Source organism: Rhodococcus sp. K11/5, assembly GCF_055193735.1.
The window spans coordinates 2,185,934-2,205,703 of record NZ_CM143721.1 but is presented as its reverse complement, the minus strand read 5'-3'; the positions used below and the strand labels follow the sequence as shown (position 1 = coordinate 2,205,703).

16 protein-coding genes and 1 riboswitch are annotated in these 19,770 nt (G+C 67.9%); of the genes, 5 read left to right on the top strand and 11 right to left on the bottom strand.

The window, feature by feature from the left end:
- Window positions 1-85 precede the first annotated feature (85 nt).
- Both ACY466_RS10525 and ACY466_RS10520 read left to right on the top strand, forming a co-directional pair.
- Window positions 86-1,792 carry a VWA domain-containing protein gene (locus ACY466_RS10525; RefSeq protein WP_463245358.1) on the top strand — a complete coding sequence of 569 codons (1,707 nt, stop codon included), beginning with the start codon at window positions 86-88 and terminating at the stop codon, window positions 1,790-1,792.
- Complete coding sequence (locus ACY466_RS10520) at window positions 1,789-2,928, top strand: metallophosphoesterase (protein WP_463245357.1); 1,140 nt, start codon at window positions 1,789-1,791, stop codon at window positions 2,926-2,928. The genes ACY466_RS10525 and ACY466_RS10520 overlap by 4 nt, the downstream gene beginning before the upstream one ends.
- Window positions 2,929-2,970: 42 nt before the next feature.
- Here the strand turns inward: ACY466_RS10520 and gcvP are convergent, their stop codons facing one another.
- The 8 genes from gcvP to ACY466_RS10480 all read right to left on the bottom strand — a co-directional run bounded on the left by gcvP (window position 2,971) and on the right by ACY466_RS10480 (window position 10,813).
- Window positions 2,971-5,817: an aminomethyl-transferring glycine dehydrogenase gene (gene gcvP, locus ACY466_RS10515; RefSeq protein ID WP_463245356.1), complete on the bottom strand. Its 2,847-nt coding sequence runs from the start codon at window positions 5,815-5,817 to the stop codon at window positions 2,971-2,973.
- A 165-nt stretch (window positions 5,818-5,982) separates the two neighbouring features.
- Window positions 5,983-6,091, bottom strand: a riboswitch (glycine riboswitch).
- Between the two features lie 29 nt (window positions 6,092-6,120).
- Window positions 6,121-6,693, bottom strand: coding sequence for a MerR family transcriptional regulator (locus ACY466_RS10510; protein WP_463252219.1), 573 nt, complete (start codon window positions 6,691-6,693; stop codon window positions 6,121-6,123).
- A gap of 256 nt (window positions 6,694-6,949) precedes the next feature.
- Window positions 6,950-7,423 (bottom strand): bifunctional nuclease family protein, encoded by a 474-nt coding sequence (locus ACY466_RS10505; RefSeq protein WP_463245355.1) that lies wholly within the window; start codon window positions 7,421-7,423, stop codon window positions 6,950-6,952.
- Window positions 7,424-7,552: 129 nt separating this feature from the next.
- Complete coding sequence (gene ftsR / locus ACY466_RS10500; protein ID WP_463245354.1) at window positions 7,553-8,293, bottom strand: transcriptional regulator FtsR; 741 nt, start codon at window positions 8,291-8,293, stop codon at window positions 7,553-7,555.
- Complete coding sequence (odhI, locus tag ACY466_RS10495) at window positions 8,290-8,787, bottom strand: oxoglutarate dehydrogenase inhibitor Odhl (RefSeq protein ID WP_463245353.1); 498 nt, start codon at window positions 8,785-8,787, stop codon at window positions 8,290-8,292. The genes ftsR and odhI overlap by 4 nt, the downstream gene beginning before the upstream one ends.
- Window positions 8,788-9,029: 242 nt before the next feature.
- On the bottom strand, window positions 9,030-9,434 hold the full coding sequence (gene gcvH / locus ACY466_RS10490; protein ID WP_463245352.1) for a glycine cleavage system protein GcvH: 405 nt from the start codon (window positions 9,432-9,434) through the stop codon (window positions 9,030-9,032).
- A 115-nt stretch (window positions 9,435-9,549) separates the two neighbouring features.
- Window positions 9,550-10,182 carry a CDP-alcohol phosphatidyltransferase family protein gene (locus ACY466_RS10485; RefSeq protein WP_463245351.1) on the bottom strand — a complete coding sequence of 211 codons (633 nt, stop codon included), beginning with the start codon at window positions 10,180-10,182 and terminating at the stop codon, window positions 9,550-9,552.
- 25 nt (window positions 10,183-10,207) lie between these two features.
- Window positions 10,208-10,813 (bottom strand): NUDIX hydrolase, encoded by a 606-nt coding sequence (locus ACY466_RS10480; RefSeq protein WP_463245350.1) that lies wholly within the window; start codon window positions 10,811-10,813, stop codon window positions 10,208-10,210.
- 93 nt (window positions 10,814-10,906) lie between these two features.
- On the opposite strand from ACY466_RS10480, the gene ACY466_RS10475 reads away from it, so the two are divergent.
- Together ACY466_RS10475 and ACY466_RS10470 are read left to right on the top strand one after the other, a co-directional pair.
- A complete protein-coding gene (locus tag ACY466_RS10475) occupies window positions 10,907-12,568 on the top strand; it encodes a sigma-54-dependent Fis family transcriptional regulator (protein WP_463245349.1) in 1,662 nt (553 codons plus the stop codon).
- 188 nt (window positions 12,569-12,756) lie between these two features.
- Window positions 12,757-13,869, top strand: coding sequence for an NDMA-dependent alcohol dehydrogenase (locus ACY466_RS10470; protein WP_463245348.1), 1,113 nt, complete (start codon window positions 12,757-12,759; stop codon window positions 13,867-13,869).
- 45 nt (window positions 13,870-13,914) lie between these two features.
- Here ACY466_RS10470 and ACY466_RS10465 read toward each other — a convergent pair whose 3' ends face one another.
- Together ACY466_RS10465 and ACY466_RS10460 are read right to left on the bottom strand one after the other, a co-directional pair.
- Complete coding sequence (locus ACY466_RS10465) at window positions 13,915-15,228, bottom strand: GAF domain-containing protein (RefSeq protein ID WP_463245347.1); 1,314 nt, start codon at window positions 15,226-15,228, stop codon at window positions 13,915-13,917.
- Between the two features lie 37 nt (window positions 15,229-15,265).
- Window positions 15,266-16,312: a 2,3-butanediol dehydrogenase gene (locus ACY466_RS10460; RefSeq protein WP_463245346.1), complete on the bottom strand. Its 1,047-nt coding sequence runs from the start codon at window positions 16,310-16,312 to the stop codon at window positions 15,266-15,268.
- Between the two features lie 185 nt (window positions 16,313-16,497).
- Here ACY466_RS10460 and ACY466_RS10455 point away from each other — a divergent pair, with 185 nt between their 5' ends.
- Entirely contained in the window at window positions 16,498-18,348 is a 1,851-nt protein-coding gene (locus ACY466_RS10455; protein WP_463245345.1) for an NAD(P)-binding domain-containing protein, read from the top strand.
- 10 nt (window positions 18,349-18,358) lie between these two features.
- Here ACY466_RS10455 and ACY466_RS10450 read toward each other — a convergent pair whose 3' ends face one another.
- Window positions 18,359-19,732, bottom strand: a complete 1,374-nt coding sequence (locus tag ACY466_RS10450; RefSeq protein WP_463245344.1) for an NAD(P)/FAD-dependent oxidoreductase — start codon at window positions 19,730-19,732, stop codon at window positions 18,359-18,361.
- Window positions 19,733-19,770: the final 38 nt, after the last annotated feature.

Here is a 19,770-nt window from a genome sequence, read left to right as displayed (position 1 = left end):
CGGAACATCCCCCGCGCAGCGGATCGGAACATCGATGGGTGAGCACCGACGCCCCGCCTCCGCCGGAGGCGGGGTTCGTCGTGGAGTGAGTCGCGGGCCGATCGTGCTCGTCGTGGTGCTCGCCGTGGCCGCGGCGACGATCTTCGGGTGGCTCGCTCTTCGTGACCGCATCACCGCCCAGGGCGAGGAGGCGGCCCGAGCGTGTGTGGAGGGCCCGTCCACCCTGTCGGTGGTGGCGAGCCCCGACATCGCCGAAGCCGTCCGCGAGATCGCCGCCGACTGGGACGCGACCGAACCGGTGGTCCGCGATCGATGCGTCACCACCGATGTCGTCGCGGGCACCGAACCGCTCGACGGCACCGCCCTGTGGATTCCGGCGTCGTCGGCCGTCGCCTCCCGGGTGACGGCCGACGCGGGTCGCACCCAGGGACCGCCGCGCGGCTTCGCGTCGAGTCCGGTGGTGCTCGCGGTGGCACCGGCTCTCGCCGACGTCCTCGGCCGGGCCGGCGTGGAGTGGGGCGACCTTCCCGCACTGACCTCTCGGCCGGGAGCCCTGGACGAACTCGGCGCTCCGGGCTGGGGCGCGTTGCGTCCGGCGTTGCCCACCGTCGACACCGAGACGACGACGGCCGCGCTGGGCGCCGTCGCCGCCGCGGTCGGATCACCGGCCCAGGACCCGACCGGTGCTGTGGCCCCGGCGGTGACCGCGGAGCAGGCCGCGTCCGCCCCGGTCCGGGACGCCGTCTCTCGTCTGTCCATCGCGGCCTCGGCCGTCGCCGACGCACCGGCCGATACCGCGGCGGCACTGGCGATCATCGCGAACGCTCCCGATCCTGCCGCCGCCGCGATTCATGCGGTCCCGGTCAGCGAGCAGCAGGCCGTCGCCGCCGAGTCCGACGGAATGTCCATCGCGGTGTTCCGTCCCGCCGGGCCGACTCCCGTCGTCGACCGTCCCGCCGTTCTCCTGACCGGCGTCGACGATTCGCAGAGCCTGGCCGCCGCGGAGTTGCTCGAGTTCGCCCGAGCGCCCGAGCGGGCGGGGATCGTCACCGCCGCCGGGTTCCGAGTTCTCGACGCGGACGGGACACCCCGTGCCGCACCCTCGACGCCCGACGGAACCTCGCTTCCCGACATCGAGGCACCCCTGCCACCTCTCCCGGACGACGCCGCGTCCGTACTGCAGGACACTCTGGCCGCGCCGGTGCGACCGAGCGCTTCCACCGTGCTCCTGGACGTGTCGGGATCGATGGCGTCCGTCGACGCCGGAGACACCCGTCTCGCCAACGTCACCGATGCCCTGCAGGAGGCCATCGGCCGGGTGCCCGCGACCTCCAGCGTGGGGCTCTGGGTGTACAGCCGTGCGCTGGTCGGTGACACGCCCTACCGAGTGGTGTCCGAACTGGCGCCGCTGAGCGACGATCGCAGGGCCGGCATCGCCGCCGAACTCGGCACCCTGACACCCGCCACCGCCACCTCGACGTACGCTTCCGTCGTCCAGGCCTACCAATCCGCCGTGGCATCGTGGAACCCCGACGGGCCCAACTCCTTGGTGCTCGTCACCGACGGCCCGGACGACGACACCTCGCTGACCTCGGCGACGTTCCTCGACACCATCGCCGCGGCCTCCGACCCGGCGCGCCCCGTCCGCATCGACGTCGTGTCGTTGGCGGAGAACTCGGATATCGACACGTTGCGGTCTCTCGCAGCGCAGACAGGTGGACAGATGATCGAGACGACCTCCGCGGACCCGGGCCTTCCCGGTCTGCTCGAACGATCCATGGCGCCCGCGTGATCCGAATGCTCGTCTTCGGCGTGATTCTCGGACTCGTCACGTTCTATCTGCACCGGCGCCTGGTGGTCGCGACCCGACTCCCCCGCGGAGCCCGCTGGGCCGCGGACGCCGTCCTCGTCCTCTTCTGGGCCGCGGCCGTCGTCGGTTCCGGGAACGCGGAGGTGCTCGATCCGTCGTGGGCCATGCCGATCGCGTTCCCCGGTCTCGTCTGGCTGGCCGCGCTGTTCTATCTGACCGTCGGCGCGATGATCATCGGGGTGATCGCCCTCCTGGTGCGGGCCGGATCGGCCTTGACGCGACGCGACGGCACGTCGGCGCGGACCTCGTTCGTGCGTGCGAGCTCCGCCGTCCTGGTGGTGGGCACGGTCGGCGCCGTCGGATACGGCGTCGTGGAAGCTGCGAACCCACAGGTCACCCGAACCGCGGTGGCGTTGGACGACCTTCCCTCCACGTTCGAGGGCACGTCGGTCGCGTTGGTGTCCGATCTGCACATCGGCCCGTCACGCGGTCGAGATTTCGTCAGCGACCTCGTGGAGACCATCAACGCCGAGGACCCGGACCTGATCCTCGTCGCGGGTGATCTGGTGGACGGTCGCGTGGATCTGGTCGGCGACGAGCTGGCCCCGTTGGCCGAACTCGATGCGCCGCTGGGTGTGTACGTGACCAGCGGCAACCACGAGTTCTACGCCGGCGACGGCGGCCGGTGGCTCGATCTGTACGACTCGCTGGGGCTGACGGTGCTGCGCAACGAGAGCGTCACGCTGACTCGGGGAGACGACCGGATCGATCTGGTGGGCATCGAGGACGCGACGGCACCGGACCCCTTCGCACCCGATCTGGTCGATGCGCTCGCGGGTACGACCCCGGAGGGGTTCTCCCTGCTGGTCGCACACCAGCCGTTGCAGGCGCTGGAGGCGTCGGATCTGGGAGTCGATTTCCAGGTGTCCGGCCACACCCACGCCGGTCAGATCTGGCCGATCCGGTACCTGGTGCCGTTGCAGCAACCCACGGTCGAAGGGCTCGACATCATCGGTGACACCACCGTGTTCACCACGCGCGGCGCCGGCACGTGGGGGCCACCAGTGCGCGTGGCGGCGCCCCCGGAGGTGTCCATGCTGGAGTTGCAGCGCCCATGAGCACCGGGTGAGGCGGGGAAGACCCGCCTCACCCGATCGAACTCAGTCGAACGCCTCGATCGGGGGGCACGAGCACACCAGGTTGCGGTCGCCGTGCGCTCCGTCGATGCGTCGCACCGACGGCCAGACCTTGGGCCGGGACGTCCCGCCGGGGTAGGCGGCGATCTCCCGTGAGTACGGGTGCGTCCAGTCCGTGGCCAGACAGTGCGCCGTGTGCGGTGCGCCGCGGAGCGGATTGTCCTCCACCGACCACTCTCCCGACGCCACCTTCTCGATCTCCTGCCGGATGGAGATCATCGCGTCGACGAACGCGTCGATCTCCTCGAGGTTCTCGCTCTCGGTGGGTTCGACCATCAACGTGCCGGCTACCGGGAAACTCATGGTCGGTGCGTGGAAACCGTAGTCCGCCAACCTCTTCGCGACATCGTCGACGGTCACCCCCGTGCGCTTGCTGATCGGTCGCAGATCCAGGATGCACTCGTGCGCCACCATGGAGCGGTCTCCGGTGTACAGCACCGGGAAGTACTCGTCGAGACGACGGGCGATGTAGTTGGCCGATGCGATCGCGGTGAGCGTGGCGCGTCGCAGCCCGGTGGCACCCATCATCCGGATGTAGGCCCAGGTGATGGGCAGGATGGACGCGCTCCCGTACGGCGCTGCCGAGATGGCGCCCGTCTCCCCCAGCTCCGGTTCGAACGGGTGGCCCGGAAGGAACCGCGTCAGGTGCGACCGAACGCCGATGGGACCGACACCGGGGCCACCACCTCCGTGCGGGATACAGAAGGTCTTGTGCAGGTTGAGATGGCTGACGTCGCCACCGAAGCGACCGGGCCGAGCCACCCCGACGAGTGCGTTGAGGTTCGCCCCGTCCACGTAGACCTGACCGCCTGCGTCGTGAACGGCCGCGCAGATGTCGCCGATCTCGTGTTCGTAGACCCCGTGCGTGGACGGGTAGGTGATCATGATGGCGGCCAGGGTCGCCGCATGCTGGTCCACCTTGGCGCGGAGGTCGTCGAGATCGACGTCCCCGTTGTCGCGGCACGCCACCACCACGACCTTCATCCCCGCCATGACCGCCGACGCGGCGTTGGTGCCGTGCGCACTCGACGGGATGAGGCACACCGTGCGCTGATCGTCACCGCGACTGCGGTGATAGTTGCGGATCGCCAGCAACCCGGCGTACTCACCCTGACTGCCCGCGTTCGGCTGCAAGGAGACGGCGTCGTACCCGGTGACCGCGACGAGCCACTGCTCGAGGTCCGCCACGATGCGGAGCAGACCGGGGGCGTCCTCCTTCGGGGCGAACGGGTGCAGGCCGCCGAATTCGGGCCAGGTGATGGGTTCCATCTCGGCGGTGGCGTTGAGCTTCATCGTGCAGGAGCCGAGGGGGATCATGCTGCGGTCCAGAGCGATGTCCTTGTCCGACAACGCGCGTAGGTAGCGCAGCATGGCCGTCTCCGTGCGGTAGCGCAGGAACGCCGGATGCGTCAGGAACTCCGAGGTACGCACCAGGGCATCGGGAATGCGCGACTCCCCCGGCTCGTCGACTCGGGTCACGGCGAACGCCGTCAGCACGGCGTCGACGTGCGCCTCGGTCGTGGCTTCGTCGCAGGTGATGCCCACGTGGTCGTCGTCGACGAAGCGCAGGTTGATGTTCGCGTCCGCCTTGGCCGCGGAGACCACGGCGGCGGCGCGACCGGGCACGTTCGCGAGCACGGTGTCGAAGAACGCGGAGTGCACGACGGTGACCCCACCCGCCTCGAGGGACGCCGCGAGTGCTCGCGCTCGACCGGCGACCCGATTCGCGATCGCGGTCAGACCGTCCGCGCCGTGGTAACTCGCGTACATGGCGGCGACGACGGCGAGGAGCACCTGCGCAGTGCAGATGTTGGACGTGGCCTTCTCGCGTCGAATGTGCTGTTCCCGCGTCTGCAGGGCCAGCCGGTACGCGGGGGCGCCGTCCGCGTCCACGGACACGCCCACCAGGCGGCCGGGCAACTGCCGAGCGAGCTTGGTGCGCACGGCCAGGAAGCCCGCATGCGGTCCGCCGTACCCCATCGGTACGCCGAAGCGCTGAGTGGTCCCGAAGCTCGCGTCGGCGCCCTGCTCCCCCGGCGACGTCAGCAGTGTGGCGGCGAGGAGGTCGGTGCCGACGGCCACCAGGGCGCCGCGCTCGTGTGCCGCGGAGATCACGTCGGTCGCGTCGACGACGCGTCCGGAGGCTCCCGGGGTCTGCAGGACGACGCCGAAGAAGTCGCCGTCCGGGAGTCCCCGAGTCAGATCGGCGTCGACGAGTTCGATGCCCAGTGGCTCCGCCCGCGTCGCGATGACCGCGCGCGTCTGCGGAAAGAGATCCTGATCGAGGACACACCGGGGTGAGGTGGCGCGATTCGCGCGCCGCAACAGGGTCATCGCCTCGGCCGCCGCCGTGCCCTCGTCGAGCATGGACGAATTGGCGATGTCCATTCCGGTGAGATCGGAGACCATCGTCTGGAAGTTGAGAAGCGCCTCGAGGCGGCCCTGGCTGATCTCCGGCTGATACGGCGTGTAGGCGGTGTACCAGGCCGGGTTCTCCAGGATGTTGCGAATCAGTACGGGAGGCGTGAGCGTCGCGTGATAACCGAGACCGATCATGGACGTGGCCACGGTGTTCTGCGCCGCGAGAGCGGCGAGTTCGGCCAGGGCCTCCTGCTCGGATACCGGCGGCGGCAGCGCTTCGAGACCCTCGGCGACACCGTCGTGCACGGAATCGAGAATGTCCGACGGCACGGCCGCGGCGGCGAGTTCGTCGAGATCACGCACGCCGATGACCTCGAGAAGACGCGCGGTCTGCTCGGCGTCGGGGCCGATGTGCCGGTCGACGAAGGTGCGGCTGAATTCGGTGGACACATGAACTCCCGTGCGAGTCGAGGCCGAGGTGCACGCCCTACACGCAGGGAAGGGCGCCCCTCTCCCTCTGTCTCGATGCCCCGCGCGGGGCGCCTGAGAGATTCGGCGTCGTCGACGCCTTTCCCCGTGGGCGGGTGGTCGATTCCACCGCTTTCCAGAGGCGTCGGAGCCCGCACGGTCCCGGGTGCCTGAGAGATTGACGGAGAGGTGCTGCTCCTTCGGCGCTCGACACGACTCGTGACGAGTCGTCTCGAAGCTCTCCCGCGCGGCGTCGACGCGTACGCCAGTGTAGGCGAACCCGGGTCAACCGGTCTTGCGGCTCGCGCGGCTCTTGCGGCGGGAGGCCAGTTCGTCCTCCGGAGTCGGTTCGCTGTCGCCGCCGTCGGCACGCTCGGCCGGGAAGTCGGCGATGGCACCCGTGAGTTCGCGCATCGCGCCGCTCACCGCGATACCGAACACGCCTTGACCGCCCTGGAGGAGGTCCACGACCTCTTCCGCCGAGGTGCACTCGTAGACGGTGGTGCCGTCGGAGAACAGCGTGATCCGCGCGAGGTCCGCGACACCGCGTCGACGCAGGTGGTCGACGGCGACTCGGATGTTCTGCAGCGAGATGCCCGTGTCGAGCAATCGTTTGACGATCTTCAGGACGAGGATGTCCTTGAACGAGTACAGCCGCTGGCTGCCGGATCCGGCCGCGCCGCGGATGGACGGCACCACCAGACCGGTGCGTGCCCAGTAGTCGAGCTGGCGGTAGGTGATGCCGGCGATCTGGCAGGCGCTCGGGACCCGGTATCCGACCAGTTCGTCCGGGATGGAGTCGTCCGGAAACAGGCCCGGTTGAACCTCGTCCGTGACGTTCGAGTCCAGCAGAGTCATCTGCTCCGGCTCGTGCGGCTCATCTGCCACGTGTTCTCTCCCTCTCGGATACTTCATCGCTCGCGTCGCTCCGAATGTGGAGACGCCGCCGACCCAGCGAAGAATTCCGTGACGATCGTTCCGTCCGAGGATACGCCCCCGACCGCGTGTGCGGCACGTCCTTCTGTCGACCCGAACGCTATGGTCCGAAGACCGGCGAGGCAACGCGCCACGCCCAGACTCTCAACCTAATGTCGAGGGTGAGACTTGATCGTTATCAACCGTCCGTGGCCTTGAAGTCGTCCGGCGAGATGTTGTCGAGAAACTCCTTGAACTTCTCCACCTCGTCCTCCCGTTCGTCGGGCATGACCAGACCCGCCTCGGCCAGGACCGGTTCCTCGGCGAAGATGGGCACGCCGGCACGCAGCGCGATGGCCACCGAGTCGGACGGACGCGCCGAGACCCGAATGCCCTGATCGAAGACCAGGTCGGCGTAGAAGGTCCCCTCCTGCAGGTCCACGATGCGGACCTCCTTGAGGGTTCGACCCAGCGCGGTCACGATGTCGCCGATGAGATCGTGGGTCAGCGGACGCGGTGGTTGCACGCCCTGCTGTTCGAGCGCGATGGCGCTCGCTTCGGTCTGCCCGATCCAGATCGGTAGGTAGCGTTCGCCTTCCGATTCCCGGAGCAGCAGAACCGGCTGGTTCTGCGGTTGTTCGACTCGGATTCCGATCACGCGCATCTCGCTCATCGCGCCGCCTCCCAGTGACAGTCGTCGATCGACGTCCTTTCGGCCGATCGACGTAGAACCCAGTGTATGGGCCGTCCGGTGCGGCTCACCGCAGGGACGTGCCCCGACCGTCGTTGTCCGACGGGCACGCTACCGATCGAGCATGCCGCGAACCGCCGATTTCACCAGCGATGTGTGCAGGGTGAGAGACAACGCGGCGAGCTCGCGAACCAACTCCTCGGCGCGGTCCCGAGCGCCCGCGTCACGGCTCATCGCGACGGGCCCGGCGATCTGCGCCACCAGACCCGCTTCTCGGTCCGCCGCGAGCTTGAAGGCGCGCAGATGCCGGACCTCGAGACCGAACTGCGCCATCGCCGACGCCGTTCGCGCCAACATGACGGATTCGTCGTCGTAGAACCCGCCCGGCCCCGGTGTGATGAGGCCGCTCTTGTGCAGGTCGTTCAGGAAGGACTCGGCGCACCCCGCGCGCTCCAACAGATCGGACCGCGTGATGCGGACCTCGCGGTCGACGAGAAACTCGTCGGGCGAGACACTCCCGGGCGCGAGCGCCAGGGCGCGCGGACCTCGCTGCGCCACGGCCTCGTCGCGAACCGACACGGTGGAGCCGTTGTCGAGGGCGTCGAGCTGCTCCTTGATGACCTTGAGGGGCAGGTAGTGATCGCGCTGCGCCGTGAGAACGTAGCGAAGACGCTCGCAGTCCTCGATCGAGAAACGCCGGTATCCCGAAGCCGTTCGTTCCGGGGAGATCAACCCCTCGGCTTCGAGAAAACGGATCTTCGAGATGGTGACGTCGGGGAAGTCGGGGCGGAGTCGATCGAGAACGGACCCGATCGACATTCCGCCGTGGGACTGTTGCCCGACTGCTGTCATTGGCTGCCCGCACCAGCAGACGACTCGCCGACCTGGCCGGTGGCGTTGGACTTGGGTCCCGTGAGGAACACGAGTCGGAACTTACCGATCTGCACCTCGTCGCCGTTGGCGAGAACAGCGGCGTCGACCGGCTCACGGTTGACGTAGGTGCCGTTGAGGCTGCCGACGTCGACCACCTGGAAGTCGTCGTCTTCCTGACGGAACTCCGCGTGCCGACGGCTCACGGTGACGTCGTCGAGGAAGATGTCACTGTCCGGGTGGCGGCCCGCCGAGGTGGTGGGCTGATCGAGCAGGAACCGGGATCCGGCGTTGGGACCGCGCTTGACCACCAGCAGGGCCGAACCCACCGGCAGACCCTCGACGCCGGACACCGGCGTCTCGGTCGCCTGCGGGGCCGCAGCGGAATCCACCTCGTTCAGGAAGTCCGTTCGGAACACCGAAGTGGTCTCCGCAGGTGACTCTCCGTACACGCCGTCGTTACCGTTATCGCTCACGTTTCTCCTCCTCGATCTGACCGTCGAGCCACCTGACGGTTCAGCACATTCTCGATCACGCTTATGACTGTCGGCGGCGTCCGACGACTACGGGCCGATCCGGTTGCCCGGACCGAACTCGACAGACACGAGACACCGTGCGACCACGTGAGGACCTTACCGACCGTACCTTGCACCCCGGTACGCCCGGGCACGCTTGCGCGGTACTCGCCGCCGCCCCACACATCACGCCGTCGCCGACGTCATTCCGTGGTGATGGCCGCGTATCCCTCGGCGTCGAGCATCGCGTCCAACAGGTCGTCCAGTTCGGACTCCGACTCGATGGTCAGGTCCACCAACCACCCCTCACCGTAGGGGTCGGAGTTCACCAGCTCCGGATCACCGTCGAGTTCTCCGTTGACGGCGAGCACCGTGGCCGACACGGGCGAATAGATGTCCGAGACGCTCTTCGTCGATTCGACCTCGCCGAGCGACTCCCCCGCCGACACGGCGTCGTCCACGGCCGGGAGCTGCACGAAGACCACGTCGCCGAGTTGCGATTGCGCGAAGTCCGTCACCCCCACGCGGACCGTCGTGGGCCCGGTGCGGTGAACCCACTCGTGCTCCGCGGTGTAGCGCAACTCGGTCGGGATATCGGTCTGACTCACAGGGGTGAATCCTTTCGTCTGAAATCGGACGTCACGGGGACGAGATCGAGCAGCGGCGCTTTCGTGCGCCCAGGGTATTCACGCGCTTCTCCGACCCGCAATACGAGAGCCTGCGTCACACTCGGGGCAGTCGACGTACCGGGCCCAGCGCGAGCCACAGATAGAGGGCGCCGGTCCACAGGTAGAGACCGACACCCCAGATCAACAGGGCGGTCGCCGGTGCGTACACGGCGTCGGCCACGGACCAGTCCGTCTCCGCGACGAGCAGGAACGGCATGGCGGCCATGAGCACGAACGTCCCCGCCTTGCCGAGGTAGATCACCTCGGGCGGCCCGAGGCCGCGAGGCCGGTACAGCAGCAGCGCGAGCGCGAGGATCGCGTCTCGCCCGATCAACAGAACCGCTACCCACCACGGAATGATGTCGGCGACCGCGAAGGCGATCAGAGTGGTCACCATGTAGAGCCGGTCGACGAACGGGTCGAGAAGTTCCCCGAGAGCCGACGATTGATCCAGGAGCCGGGCGAGTTTCCCGTCCAACCAGTCGGTCCCACCGCTGAGAAGAAGCAGGATCAGCGACCAGCCGTAGGACTGCTCGACGAGCAGCAGGTAGAGGAACACCGGAATGCCGATGAGCCGCAGCAGACTCAAGGCATTCGGCACGGTGACGATGCGCCCGCTGCGAGCCCGCTCCGCCCGGGGCCAGTCCCTCCCGGACAGATCTTCGGTCACCGGGCCAGACTGCCACATCCGAGAGGCTCGACGAGCCTCCGCGTCACTTCCACGCGAAGACGGGCTGCTCGTAGTCCGATACCCGTGTCGAGCGGCCCTGCAGCACGACTTCGCGGAACTGGTGCACGATCGCGCCGGTGGGCGCGTGCACCAGCGACGTCCGAAACGGCCACTGCACGACGGGCTTGTCCGACTCGGCGATCTCGACGAACCGGGGATCGACGTCGAGCTCGTCCACCCCGACCCGATACAGCGTCTCCACCTCGTCCGGCTGAAGCACCTCGGTCCCGGAATGATCCGCGACCCACACCACGAAGGGTCGGATGACGTAACCCGAGCGGGTCTCGTAGTCGTCCAACCGACCGAGAACCCGCTCCGGACCCACCTCGATCCCCACTTCCTCCGCGAGTTCGCGGAGGGCAGCGTCCACCCGCGACTCCCCCGGATCGACCCGCCCGCCCGGCAGGGCGAACTGGCCGGGGTGCGCCCGCATGCGCGACGGCCTCTTCGTCAGCAGCACGTGTCGGGAGCCGGGGTCTCCGCCGACGGCGATCACCACCGACGCGTGCCGCGCGCCGGACTCCAGGCTCACGGCGTCGAATCGGTCGAGAGCAGCGGTGATCGCGTCGACTTCGAGACGGATGTCCATCGCTCGACTCTAGATCGACGTCTCGGCTCGTCGCGGCCGGACCATCCGGGCGAAACCGGCGCAGCTTCCCGCCCGCGGTTCTAATCTCGGATCATGGCTCGACCGGTACCTCGAGACGCAGGATCGACCACGCCGACACGTGCGCCCGACGCCGGGGCCACCCGGGACGAGATCGCCCTGTCCTGGAAGCGTTCCGCGTCCGCAGGATTGCTGCCCTCCGCCACGCTCGAGAACGCGAGCCTCGGCGACGTGGATCGGCGCAGCCGGCTGCTCTCGGCGGCGAACCCGATCCTCGACCGGATGGAGAGCCTGCTGGACGGCGCCGGGTACTGCGTGGTCCTGGCCGACCGAAACGCGCAACTGGTCGACATGCGTTTCGGCACCCGCGGGCTTCGCGACGCCGTGTACGGACTCGGGGTGGTTCCGGGTCGATCGTTCACCGAGCAGTCCGCGGGGACCAATTCCATCTCGACGACCTTCGAGCTCCGGGCTCCTCTCGCGGTCCGCGAAGGTGAGCACTACGTCGAGTCCATGCGGCGGTTCAGCTGTTACGGGTATCCACTCATCCATCCCGTGACCAGGCGGACCGAGGGCGTCCTGGACATCACGTTCCTGGCGGCCGAGGACAACCCCCTCCTGCGTCCGATCCTGGTGCACTCCGCCCACGACATCGTGGGCCGACTTCTCGACGAGACCCGCAGCGGCGAGCAACGACTCTTCCACGCGTTCCAGGATGCGTCCGCGCGCCGCCACGGCGCTCCGGTCGTGGCCCTCGCGGACGAGATCCTGCTGGAGAACACCGCGGCCGCCCGCATGGTCGGGCCCGTCGACCACGCGGTGCTGCGATCGATGGCCGACGACGCCTCGAACCGTCGCGGTGCCATCGCACGTCTGACCCTCGACAGCGGCGCGGTGGTGTCGGTGTGTTGGACCAGGCCGGCCACGGCATCGGGGTCGGTGTTCGAGATCGATCCGGTCGACACCCCATCCCGGCCGATGCAGACGTCTCCGGTGTCGACCGTCCGCCCGGGGCGGGAGCATCCCGTGACCACGGCCGTGATCGGTGAGCCGGGAACCGGAAAAACCCGGTGGTTGCACCGTTCGACGGCGGTGACGCAATCCGAATGGTTCGACGCGGCCGACGTGCTCGAGAACGACCGCTCCGCGTGGATCACCTCCGTCCGCGACGCCGTCGACGCCGGTCGAGATCTCGTCGTCGAGAACGTCCATCTCTTCGATGCCCCGCTCGCCCATCGGGTGCACGAGGTTCTCGGGGCGGCCACGGGCCGAGTCGCACTGTCCGCCGATGCCGAGGCCAACATCTCGGAGGTGCGAGCGCTGCTCTCGCTCTGTGCTCGTTCCGTCGAGCTGCTGCCGCTGCGGCTACGTCGACACGAGATTCCCGACATCGCCCGAGACCTGCTCGTACGGTACGGATCCGCCGCGCGTTTCACCGACGCCGCGATGACCGCCCTGATCGAGTACCACTGGCCGGGAAACGTGGCGGAGCTCGCCACCGAGGTGAGAGAGGCGGCGGCGCGGCGGTCGGTCGGCGACATCACCGAACGCGAACTGCGACGCCCCCGAAGGGCGACCGCTCCGGCGGCGAGGACGGTCCTCGATACCGCGGTACGCGAGGTCATCGTGGCCGAACTCGAACGGCACAACGGGAACAAGCGGATGACGGCGGAACGACTCGGTATCAGCCGCACCACGCTGTACAAGCGAATGAAGGAATTCTCGATCGCCGGATAATCGTCCAGAAATTGGACACTCGATCGATGTGACGGCAGTCACTATCAGATGCATGGATGCGGATATCGTCATCGATCGGCCCACTCACGTGGACACGCTGTTCCCGGGCGTCGAATCGGTGCCACGTCGTATCCACCGCTGAGCGACACGGCGTTCGACCGTCACCACCGAGAGGAACGACAACCACCATGAAGACGAAGGCCGCAGTTCTGTTCGAAGCTCACAAGCCGTTCGAGATCCTCGAACTCGATCTCGACGGACCCGGTCCCGGCGAGGTTCTCATCAAGTACACCGCCGCCGGCCTGTGTCACTCCGACCTCCACCTGATCGACGGGGATCTGCCGCCCCGCTTCCCCATGGTCGGCGGACACGAGGGATCCGGCGTGATCGAGGAGATCGGAGTCGGGGTCACGAAGGTGAGAGTCGGCGACCACGTCGTCTGCTCCTTCATCCCCAATTGCGGTACGTGCCGCTACTGCTCCACCGGCCGGCAGAGCATCTGCGACATGGGCGCCACCATCCTGGAAGGCTGCATGCCGGACGGCACCTTCCGATTCCACGACGGCAAGGGGAACGATTTCGGCGGCATGTGCATGCTCGGAACGTTCTCCGAGCGAGCCGTCATCTCTCAGCACTCGGTGGTGAAGGTCGACGACTGGTTGCCGCTCGAGACCGCGGTGTTGGTGGGCTGCGGTGTCCCGTCCGGTTGGGGTACCGCGGTGTACGCGGGCGGGGTCCGCGCGGGTGACTCGGTGATCATCTACGGCATCGGCGGCCTCGGGATCAACGCGGTGCAAGGCGCGGTCCAGGCGGGCGCGCGTCACGTGTTGGTCGTCGATCCCGTGGAGATGAAGCGCAACCAGGCTCTCAAGTTCGGTGCGACGCACGCGTTCGCGGACGCGGAATCGGCACAGGAGAAATTGACCGAACTGACCTGGGGACAGGGCGCCGATCAGGCACTGATCCTGGTCGGTACCGTCGACGAGGAGGTGGTCACGGCCGCGGCCACCGCCATCGGCAAGGGCGGGACCGTCGTCATCACCGGGCTCGCCGACCCCACCAAGATGACGGTTCACCTCTCCGGACTCGATCTGGTGCTGAATCAGAAGACGATCAAGGGCGCACTCTTCGGTTCGGCCAACCCCCAGTACGACATCGTCAAATTGCTGCGGATGTACGACCAGGGTCAGTTGAAGCTCGACGAGTTGATCACCACGACCTACTCGCTCGAGCAGGTCAACGAGGGCTACCAGGATCTGCGGGACGGCAAGAACATCCGCGGAGTGATCCACTACTCCTGACTCGCGAGAACGAGAGATCGGGTGCCGACGGGTCGCGAACGCGGCTCACGACACCCGATCTTCCCGTGCCCGAAATCGCCGCACCGCGGGCGCCGACGAATACGGCAGGACGTGCTGCCGGTCGGCAGGGAGGACCAGCTCCACCGCGACCGCATCGTCGAGCCGGTACGGCTGGGTGGAGACCAGTCCCGCGAACACCTTTCGTAATCGCGACAGCTCGGCGCGCACGGTGATGGACCGGCCGTGATCGCCGAACAGGTCGGACGCCATCTGCGCCGCCGTGCGACCCGGGCGGTTCAGCGCGAGGACGAGCAAGATTTCCGCATGCCGCGGACTCGGCTGGTGCGTCCAGCGCCCGTGCCGGCTCTGCACCTCGACGACCGTGCGTCGGGAATCGGACAGGTCGATGCGCAGTGTCGTGGCGGCCGTGTCCGGCGACATCAGTCCGTCCCCGCCGGGTTCCGTCGGACGGACCATCCACCCACCGGGGAGCGGCTCGAGGTCGCAGAAACCGAGAGACGGAACCCACAACTGGCCCGGCGCCACCTCGTCGGGAAGCGCGAGTCGGTGACACAGCGGCACCGACGCCACCGCGGCGACCCAGCCGTGACCGTCGACGGCGAGGGCGGGCCGACTCGATCCCGCCATCATCGGGGCAGCCACGGAGCGCAGGCTGTCCAGCGTTCGCCGATGCTGTTCGCGCAGTTGGGCTTCCGCCAGCCGCGACACCGTGTCGATGAGGGCGAGGGTCGTGGGGTGCACCGACGCGGCGGGACCGCTGACGTCGACCAATCCGATCACGCGACCCGTCCGCGGGTCCCTGATCGGTGAACTGGCACAGGTCCACGCATGATGGCTGCGCACGAAGTGCTCGGCGGAGAAGATCTGCACGGCGCTGCGCGAGACGAGCGCGGTGCCGATGGCGTTGGTTCCGACGCTCTCCTCCGCCCAGCTCGCGCCCTCGACGAAACCCAGTCGGTCGGCACGACCCAGAACGGCCGGGGTTCCGCTGCGCCACAACACCCGACCGAGTCCGTCCGCGAGCACCAGCAGGTTGTCCGAATCCTGCAACATCGACTGCAGGCTCGCAGTGAGCTCGGGCAGGATGTCGACGAGTCCGGATTCGCGGCGCATCCGGTCCAGTTCGGCTCCCTCGACCGCGTCGGACGGGCCGTCGTTCTCGGGATCGACGCCGAGACTCATCACTCGTTGCCACGAGTCCCCGATGACGTCCCGAGGCCGCGCGGGTGACCGCTCACCCGCCATCGTGGCGTCGTAGACGGCCGTCAACAGCTGCGCGTAGCGACGGGGGTCCTCCCCGGCGGCCACGGCGGGTTCGGGAACCGCGGATTCGACCATCGTCACCGATTGTGCTCCCCATCACATCGCTGAGCAATCATCGGGTCGGGTCCACCAGGACCTTCATCTTGGTACCGGCGTGCAGGGCCTCGAATCCTTCCTCCACCACATCGGCGATTCCGATCCGGGACACCCATCCCGTGGTGTCGTAGGAACCGGCAGCCATGAGGTCGATGACCGCCCGGTAGTCCGCCGCCGTGTAGCACAGCGAGCCCTGGATGCGAGATTCGTTCATCACGAGGTCGATCAGCGGCGTCGTCAGGGGCTTTTCGTAGATGGCGACGCTGACCACCGGCTTCCGCGCGCCGACGCAGGCGAGCGCGGTTCGAACTGCGGGTTCGACTCCGGCCGCGTCGTACACGGCGTCCGCGCCACTACCGTCGGTCTCGTCGGCGATCAGCGCGGCGACATCCGCGGTAGTCGGATCGAGCGTGCGTGCACCGAGCGCTTCGATCGCCGCTCGGCGGGTGGGGGACGGCTCGACGACATAGACGTCCTCGAGGCCTTTACCTCGCAGAGCGAACCACAGGCCGATCCCGATCGGTCCGGCGCCGAAGACCATGGCCGTGTCCCCAGCACCGACGTCACCGAGCGTCGCGGCGTGGAAAGCCACGGCCATGGGCTCGACGAGTGCACCGAGTTCGAGAGACACGCCATCCGGCAACGAGTGCAGCATGTCGACGGGCACCACCGTGAACTCGGCCATTCCGCCGTCGGACATTAGTCCGTGGAAACCGATGGACTGGCAGATGTTGTAGTTGCCCGCACTGCACGGCCCACAGTGCCCGCACCGATACAGCGGTTCGACGGCCACCCGATCCCCCACGGACCACCCGGTCACGCCGGCACCGAGATCGCAGATCGTGCCGGAGAACTCGTGACCGAGAACCAGGGGCATCTGCTGTCCCGTCAGCACGTGGGGAGAGGTGGGCACGAAGATGGGCCCCGCGTAGTACTCGTGAAGATCGGTGCCGCAGATGCCGTTGAATCCCACCGCGATCTTGACCTGCCCCGGACCCGGTTCGGGCTCGCGGACATCGGCGATCTCGACCTCGTTCGGTCCGTGGTACACAGCTGCGCGCATCGGGTCCGCTCCGTCCCGGTCGGCCCGGCGCCGACCCATGCACACCGTTCTATGTGACGTGCGGCACTCACGAACAGAGTTGCACCGGGTTGCACACCCCCGCGTCTCGCAACGGAGTGCAACCCTTGCGGGCACCCCTCGGACCGCGTGTGCTGTGGATCACAACGAACACAGAGGGAGTACCGATGACACAGACCATCGATTCGCCGGCGGCCACCGACCACGGCGGCTCACCCGACGCACGAGCTCGGGTGGACGCCTGGCTGTCGAGCTTCGAATCCGCCCTCGCACGGCGCGACGTCGACGGCGCAGCCGCGCTGTTCGCGGTGGAGAGCTACTGGCGCGACCTGGTCACCTTCACCTGGAACATCAAGACGGTCGAAGGCCGCGCCGGCGTCGCCGACATGCTCGGCGAGCGCCTGGACGACACCGATCCCCGCGGTTTCCACACCACCGAGCCCCCGGACGAGGCCGACGGAGTCACGTCCGCGTGGATCGCGTTCGAGACCGCCACCGCACGCGGAACCGGGCACCTGCGGCTTCAAGAGGACCCCGACACCGGTGAGCACCGAGCGTGGACCCTGCTCACCACGATGCAGGAGCTGAAGGGCTTCGAGGAACCCCGAGGTCATCGGCGGCCGATGGGAGCGGTACACGGGTCGAATCAGGAGACGAAGACCTGGGCCGAACGGCGCGAACTCGAGGAGAAGGACCTCGGATACGGCGTACAGCCGTACGTCCTGATCGTCGGCGGCGGCCAGGGCGGCATCGCGCTCGGCGCCCGAATGAGGCAGATGGGTGTGCCCGCGATCGTCGTCGACCGCGGTGAACGCCCCGGCGATCAGTGGCGCGGCCGGTACAAGTCACTGTGCCTGCACGATCCCGTCTGGTACGACCATCTGCCGTACCTCCCGTTCCCGGACAACTGGCCGGTCTTCGCACCCAAGGACAAGATCGGCGACTGGCTCGAGATGTACACCAAGGTCATGGAGGTCCCCTACTGGACGAAGACCACCGCGAAGTCGGCGTCCTTCGACGAGACCACCGAAGAATGGACGGTCGTCGTCGATCGTGACGGCGAGGAGGTCACACTGCGTCCGAGACACCTGGTGATGGCGACCGGGATGTCGGGCAAGGCCAACGTTCCGAACTTTCCCGGCATGGACCGGTTCCGGGGGGAACAGCACCATTCGAGCGAACACCCCGGTCCCGACGCGTACGTCGGCAAGAAGGTCGTGGTCGTCGGTTCGAACAACTCGGCTCACGACATCTGCAAGGCGCTCTACGAGACCGGCGCCGAGGTGACCATGCTGCAACGCTCCTCGACGCACATCGTCAAATCGGACTCGCTGTGCGAGATCGCCCTCGGAGACCTGTATTCCGAGCGCGCGGTGGAGTCCGGAACGACCACCCAGAAGGCCGATCTCACCTTCGCCTCACTCCCGTACCGCATCATGCACGAGTTCCAGATCCCCGTGTATCAACAGATCGCGGAGAAGGACAAGGACTTCTACGAGCGGCTCGAGAAGGCCGGCTTCCAGCACGACTTCGGCGACGACGGCAGTGGGCTGTTCATGAAGTACCTCCGGCGCGGATCCGGCTACTACATCGACGTCGGTGCGTCGGAATTGGTGGCCGACGGCAGCATCGCACTCGTCGCGGGCCAGGTCGAACGCCTCACCGAGCACGCGGTGGTGCTCTCCGACGGAACCGAACTACCCGCCGATCTCGTCGTCTACGCCACGGGCTACGGATCGATGAACGGGTGGGTCGCGGACCTCGTCGACCAGGAGACCGCGGACAAGGTGGGCAAATGCTGGGGACTCGGTTCCGACACCACCAAGGACCCCGGCCCCTGGGAGGGCGAGCAGCGCAACATGTGGAAACCGACTCAGCAGCAGAACCTGTGGTTCCACGGGGGCAACCTGCACCAGTCCCGGCACTATTCGCTCTACCTCGGCCTGCAACTCAAGGCGCGGTACGAAGGAATCGACACCCCGGTCTACGGATTGCAGGAGGTGCACCACCTCCGATGACTCGCGGGCCTCAGGGCGCCGTGTCGTACAGGTCGATCGCTTGCGCCCGGCGGATCAGCGCATCCTCCGGGCGCACCTGACCGGGGTTCACCACTCGAGTGGAGAGCACGGAGGAGTACAGCCAGTCCGTCGCGACCCGCACGCGAGCCGACAGGGTGGGCAGCGCGTAGAGGTGGTAGCCACGCGCCACGAACTTCGCCACCGGGCCGGTCAGCGGAATTCCGAGAGGCTTCGCGACGCCGTCGAAGCCGCCGAGGTCGGCGACGAGGCCCAGATCGCGGTGCTTGTAGTCCTTCGCCTCGCCGACGCCCAACGACGCGGCCACGTTGCGTGCGACCGCGATGCCCTGTCGCTGCGCGTGCTGCGCCGTGGGCGGTGTCGGATTCGACGGATCGGCGGCGAGGTCGGGGACCGCGGCGGCGTCGCCGATGGCCCAGACGTCGGGCACGCCGGGAACCGTCATGTCGGCCTCGACAACGAGACGGCCGTCTGCGGTGGGCAGCCCGAGCCGCGCGATGAGCGGGCTCGGTGCGACACCGGCGCCCCAGACCAACGTGCGCGTCGGAACGACCTCGTCGTCCGTCAGCGTCACCGACGTCGCGGTCGCCGAGGCCACCGAGACACCGAGACGTACGTCGACCCCGCGCGTGGCGAGAACGTCCAGTGCCTCCTTCCCCAGACGCTCTCCCAGCTCCGGAAGCACTGCCTCGGCCAGATCGACGAGCACCCATCGCACCTCGTCGGGATCCACCGTCGCCCACCGCGTGGCGATGCTCCGAACCCAGTTCTGCATCTGCGCGACGAATTCGGTGCCGGTGTAACCCGCGCCGACGGCGACGACGGTCAACCGCTCCCGTCGTTCGGCCCGACCCGCCGGGGTGTCCGGCAAGGCGTCCGCCGCATCGAGCTGAGCCAGAACGTGATTACGAATGAACACCGCCTCGCTCAACGTCTTGAGTCCGTACGCGTGTTCGTCCACACCCGGAATGTCGAACTGTTTGGTCACCGAGCCGGGCGCGAGGATCAGCCTGTCCCAGTCGAGGGTGGACTCACCTTCCGGGCCGGTCACCGTCAGGCGATGCCCGCCGAGGTCGACCGCCGTGACGTGACCGAGCACGAGCGTGGTGCGCGGAAGCGTCTGTCTCGTCGAGACCGCGATGTCGCGCGGATCGAGCACGCCGGTCGCGACCTCGGGCAGCAGCGGGCTGTAGAGCAGGTAATCCTGCGGCGCGACCAGGGTCAGTTCCACGCGGTCGGGTCCGAGCAACCTTTCGAGTCGCTGCAATGCGTTGAATCCGCCGAAGCCGCCACCGACGACCACGACCCGAGCACGAGCCGCGGGATCCGCGGTGCGAGACGAGAATCCAGGAAGAAATCTGAGCATGACTCAGAGTAACGCCTACTCGGACGGTGACCGCGGGA

Bases quoted from the DNA above. Each gene is read 5' to 3' on its own strand.
- ACY466_RS10510 (WP_463252219.1), bottom strand. From the start codon at position 6,693: ATGACTCTGCTGGACTCGAACGTCACGGACGAGGTTCAACCGGGCCTG.
- ACY466_RS10505 (WP_463245355.1), bottom strand. From the start codon at position 7,423: ATGAGCGAGATGCGCGTGATCGGAATCCGAGTCGAACAACCGCAGAAC.
- ftsR (WP_463245354.1), bottom strand. From the start codon at position 8,293: ATGACAGCAGTCGGGCAACAGTCCCACGGCGGAATGTCGATCGGGTCC.
- ACY466_RS10485 (WP_463245351.1), bottom strand. From the start codon at position 10,182: ATGTGGCAGTCTGGCCCGGTGACCGAAGATCTGTCCGGGAGGGACTGG.
- ACY466_RS10480 (WP_463245350.1), bottom strand. From the start codon at position 10,813: ATGGACATCCGTCTCGAAGTCGACGCGATCACCGCTGCTCTCGACCGA.
- ACY466_RS10475 (WP_463245349.1), top strand. From the start codon at position 10,907: ATGGCTCGACCGGTACCTCGAGACGCAGGATCGACCACGCCGACACGT.
- ACY466_RS10470 (WP_463245348.1), top strand. From the start codon at position 12,757: ATGAAGACGAAGGCCGCAGTTCTGTTCGAAGCTCACAAGCCGTTCGAG.
- ACY466_RS10465 (WP_463245347.1), bottom strand. From the start codon at position 15,228: ATGGTCGAATCCGCGGTTCCCGAACCCGCCGTGGCCGCCGGGGAGGAC.
- ACY466_RS10460 (WP_463245346.1), bottom strand. From the start codon at position 16,312: ATGCGCGCAGCTGTGTACCACGGACCGAACGAGGTCGAGATCGCCGAT.
- ACY466_RS10455 (WP_463245345.1), top strand. From the start codon at position 16,498: ATGACACAGACCATCGATTCGCCGGCGGCCACCGACCACGGCGGCTCA.
- ACY466_RS10450 (WP_463245344.1), bottom strand. From the start codon at position 19,732: ATGCTCAGATTTCTTCCTGGATTCTCGTCTCGCACCGCGGATCCCGCG.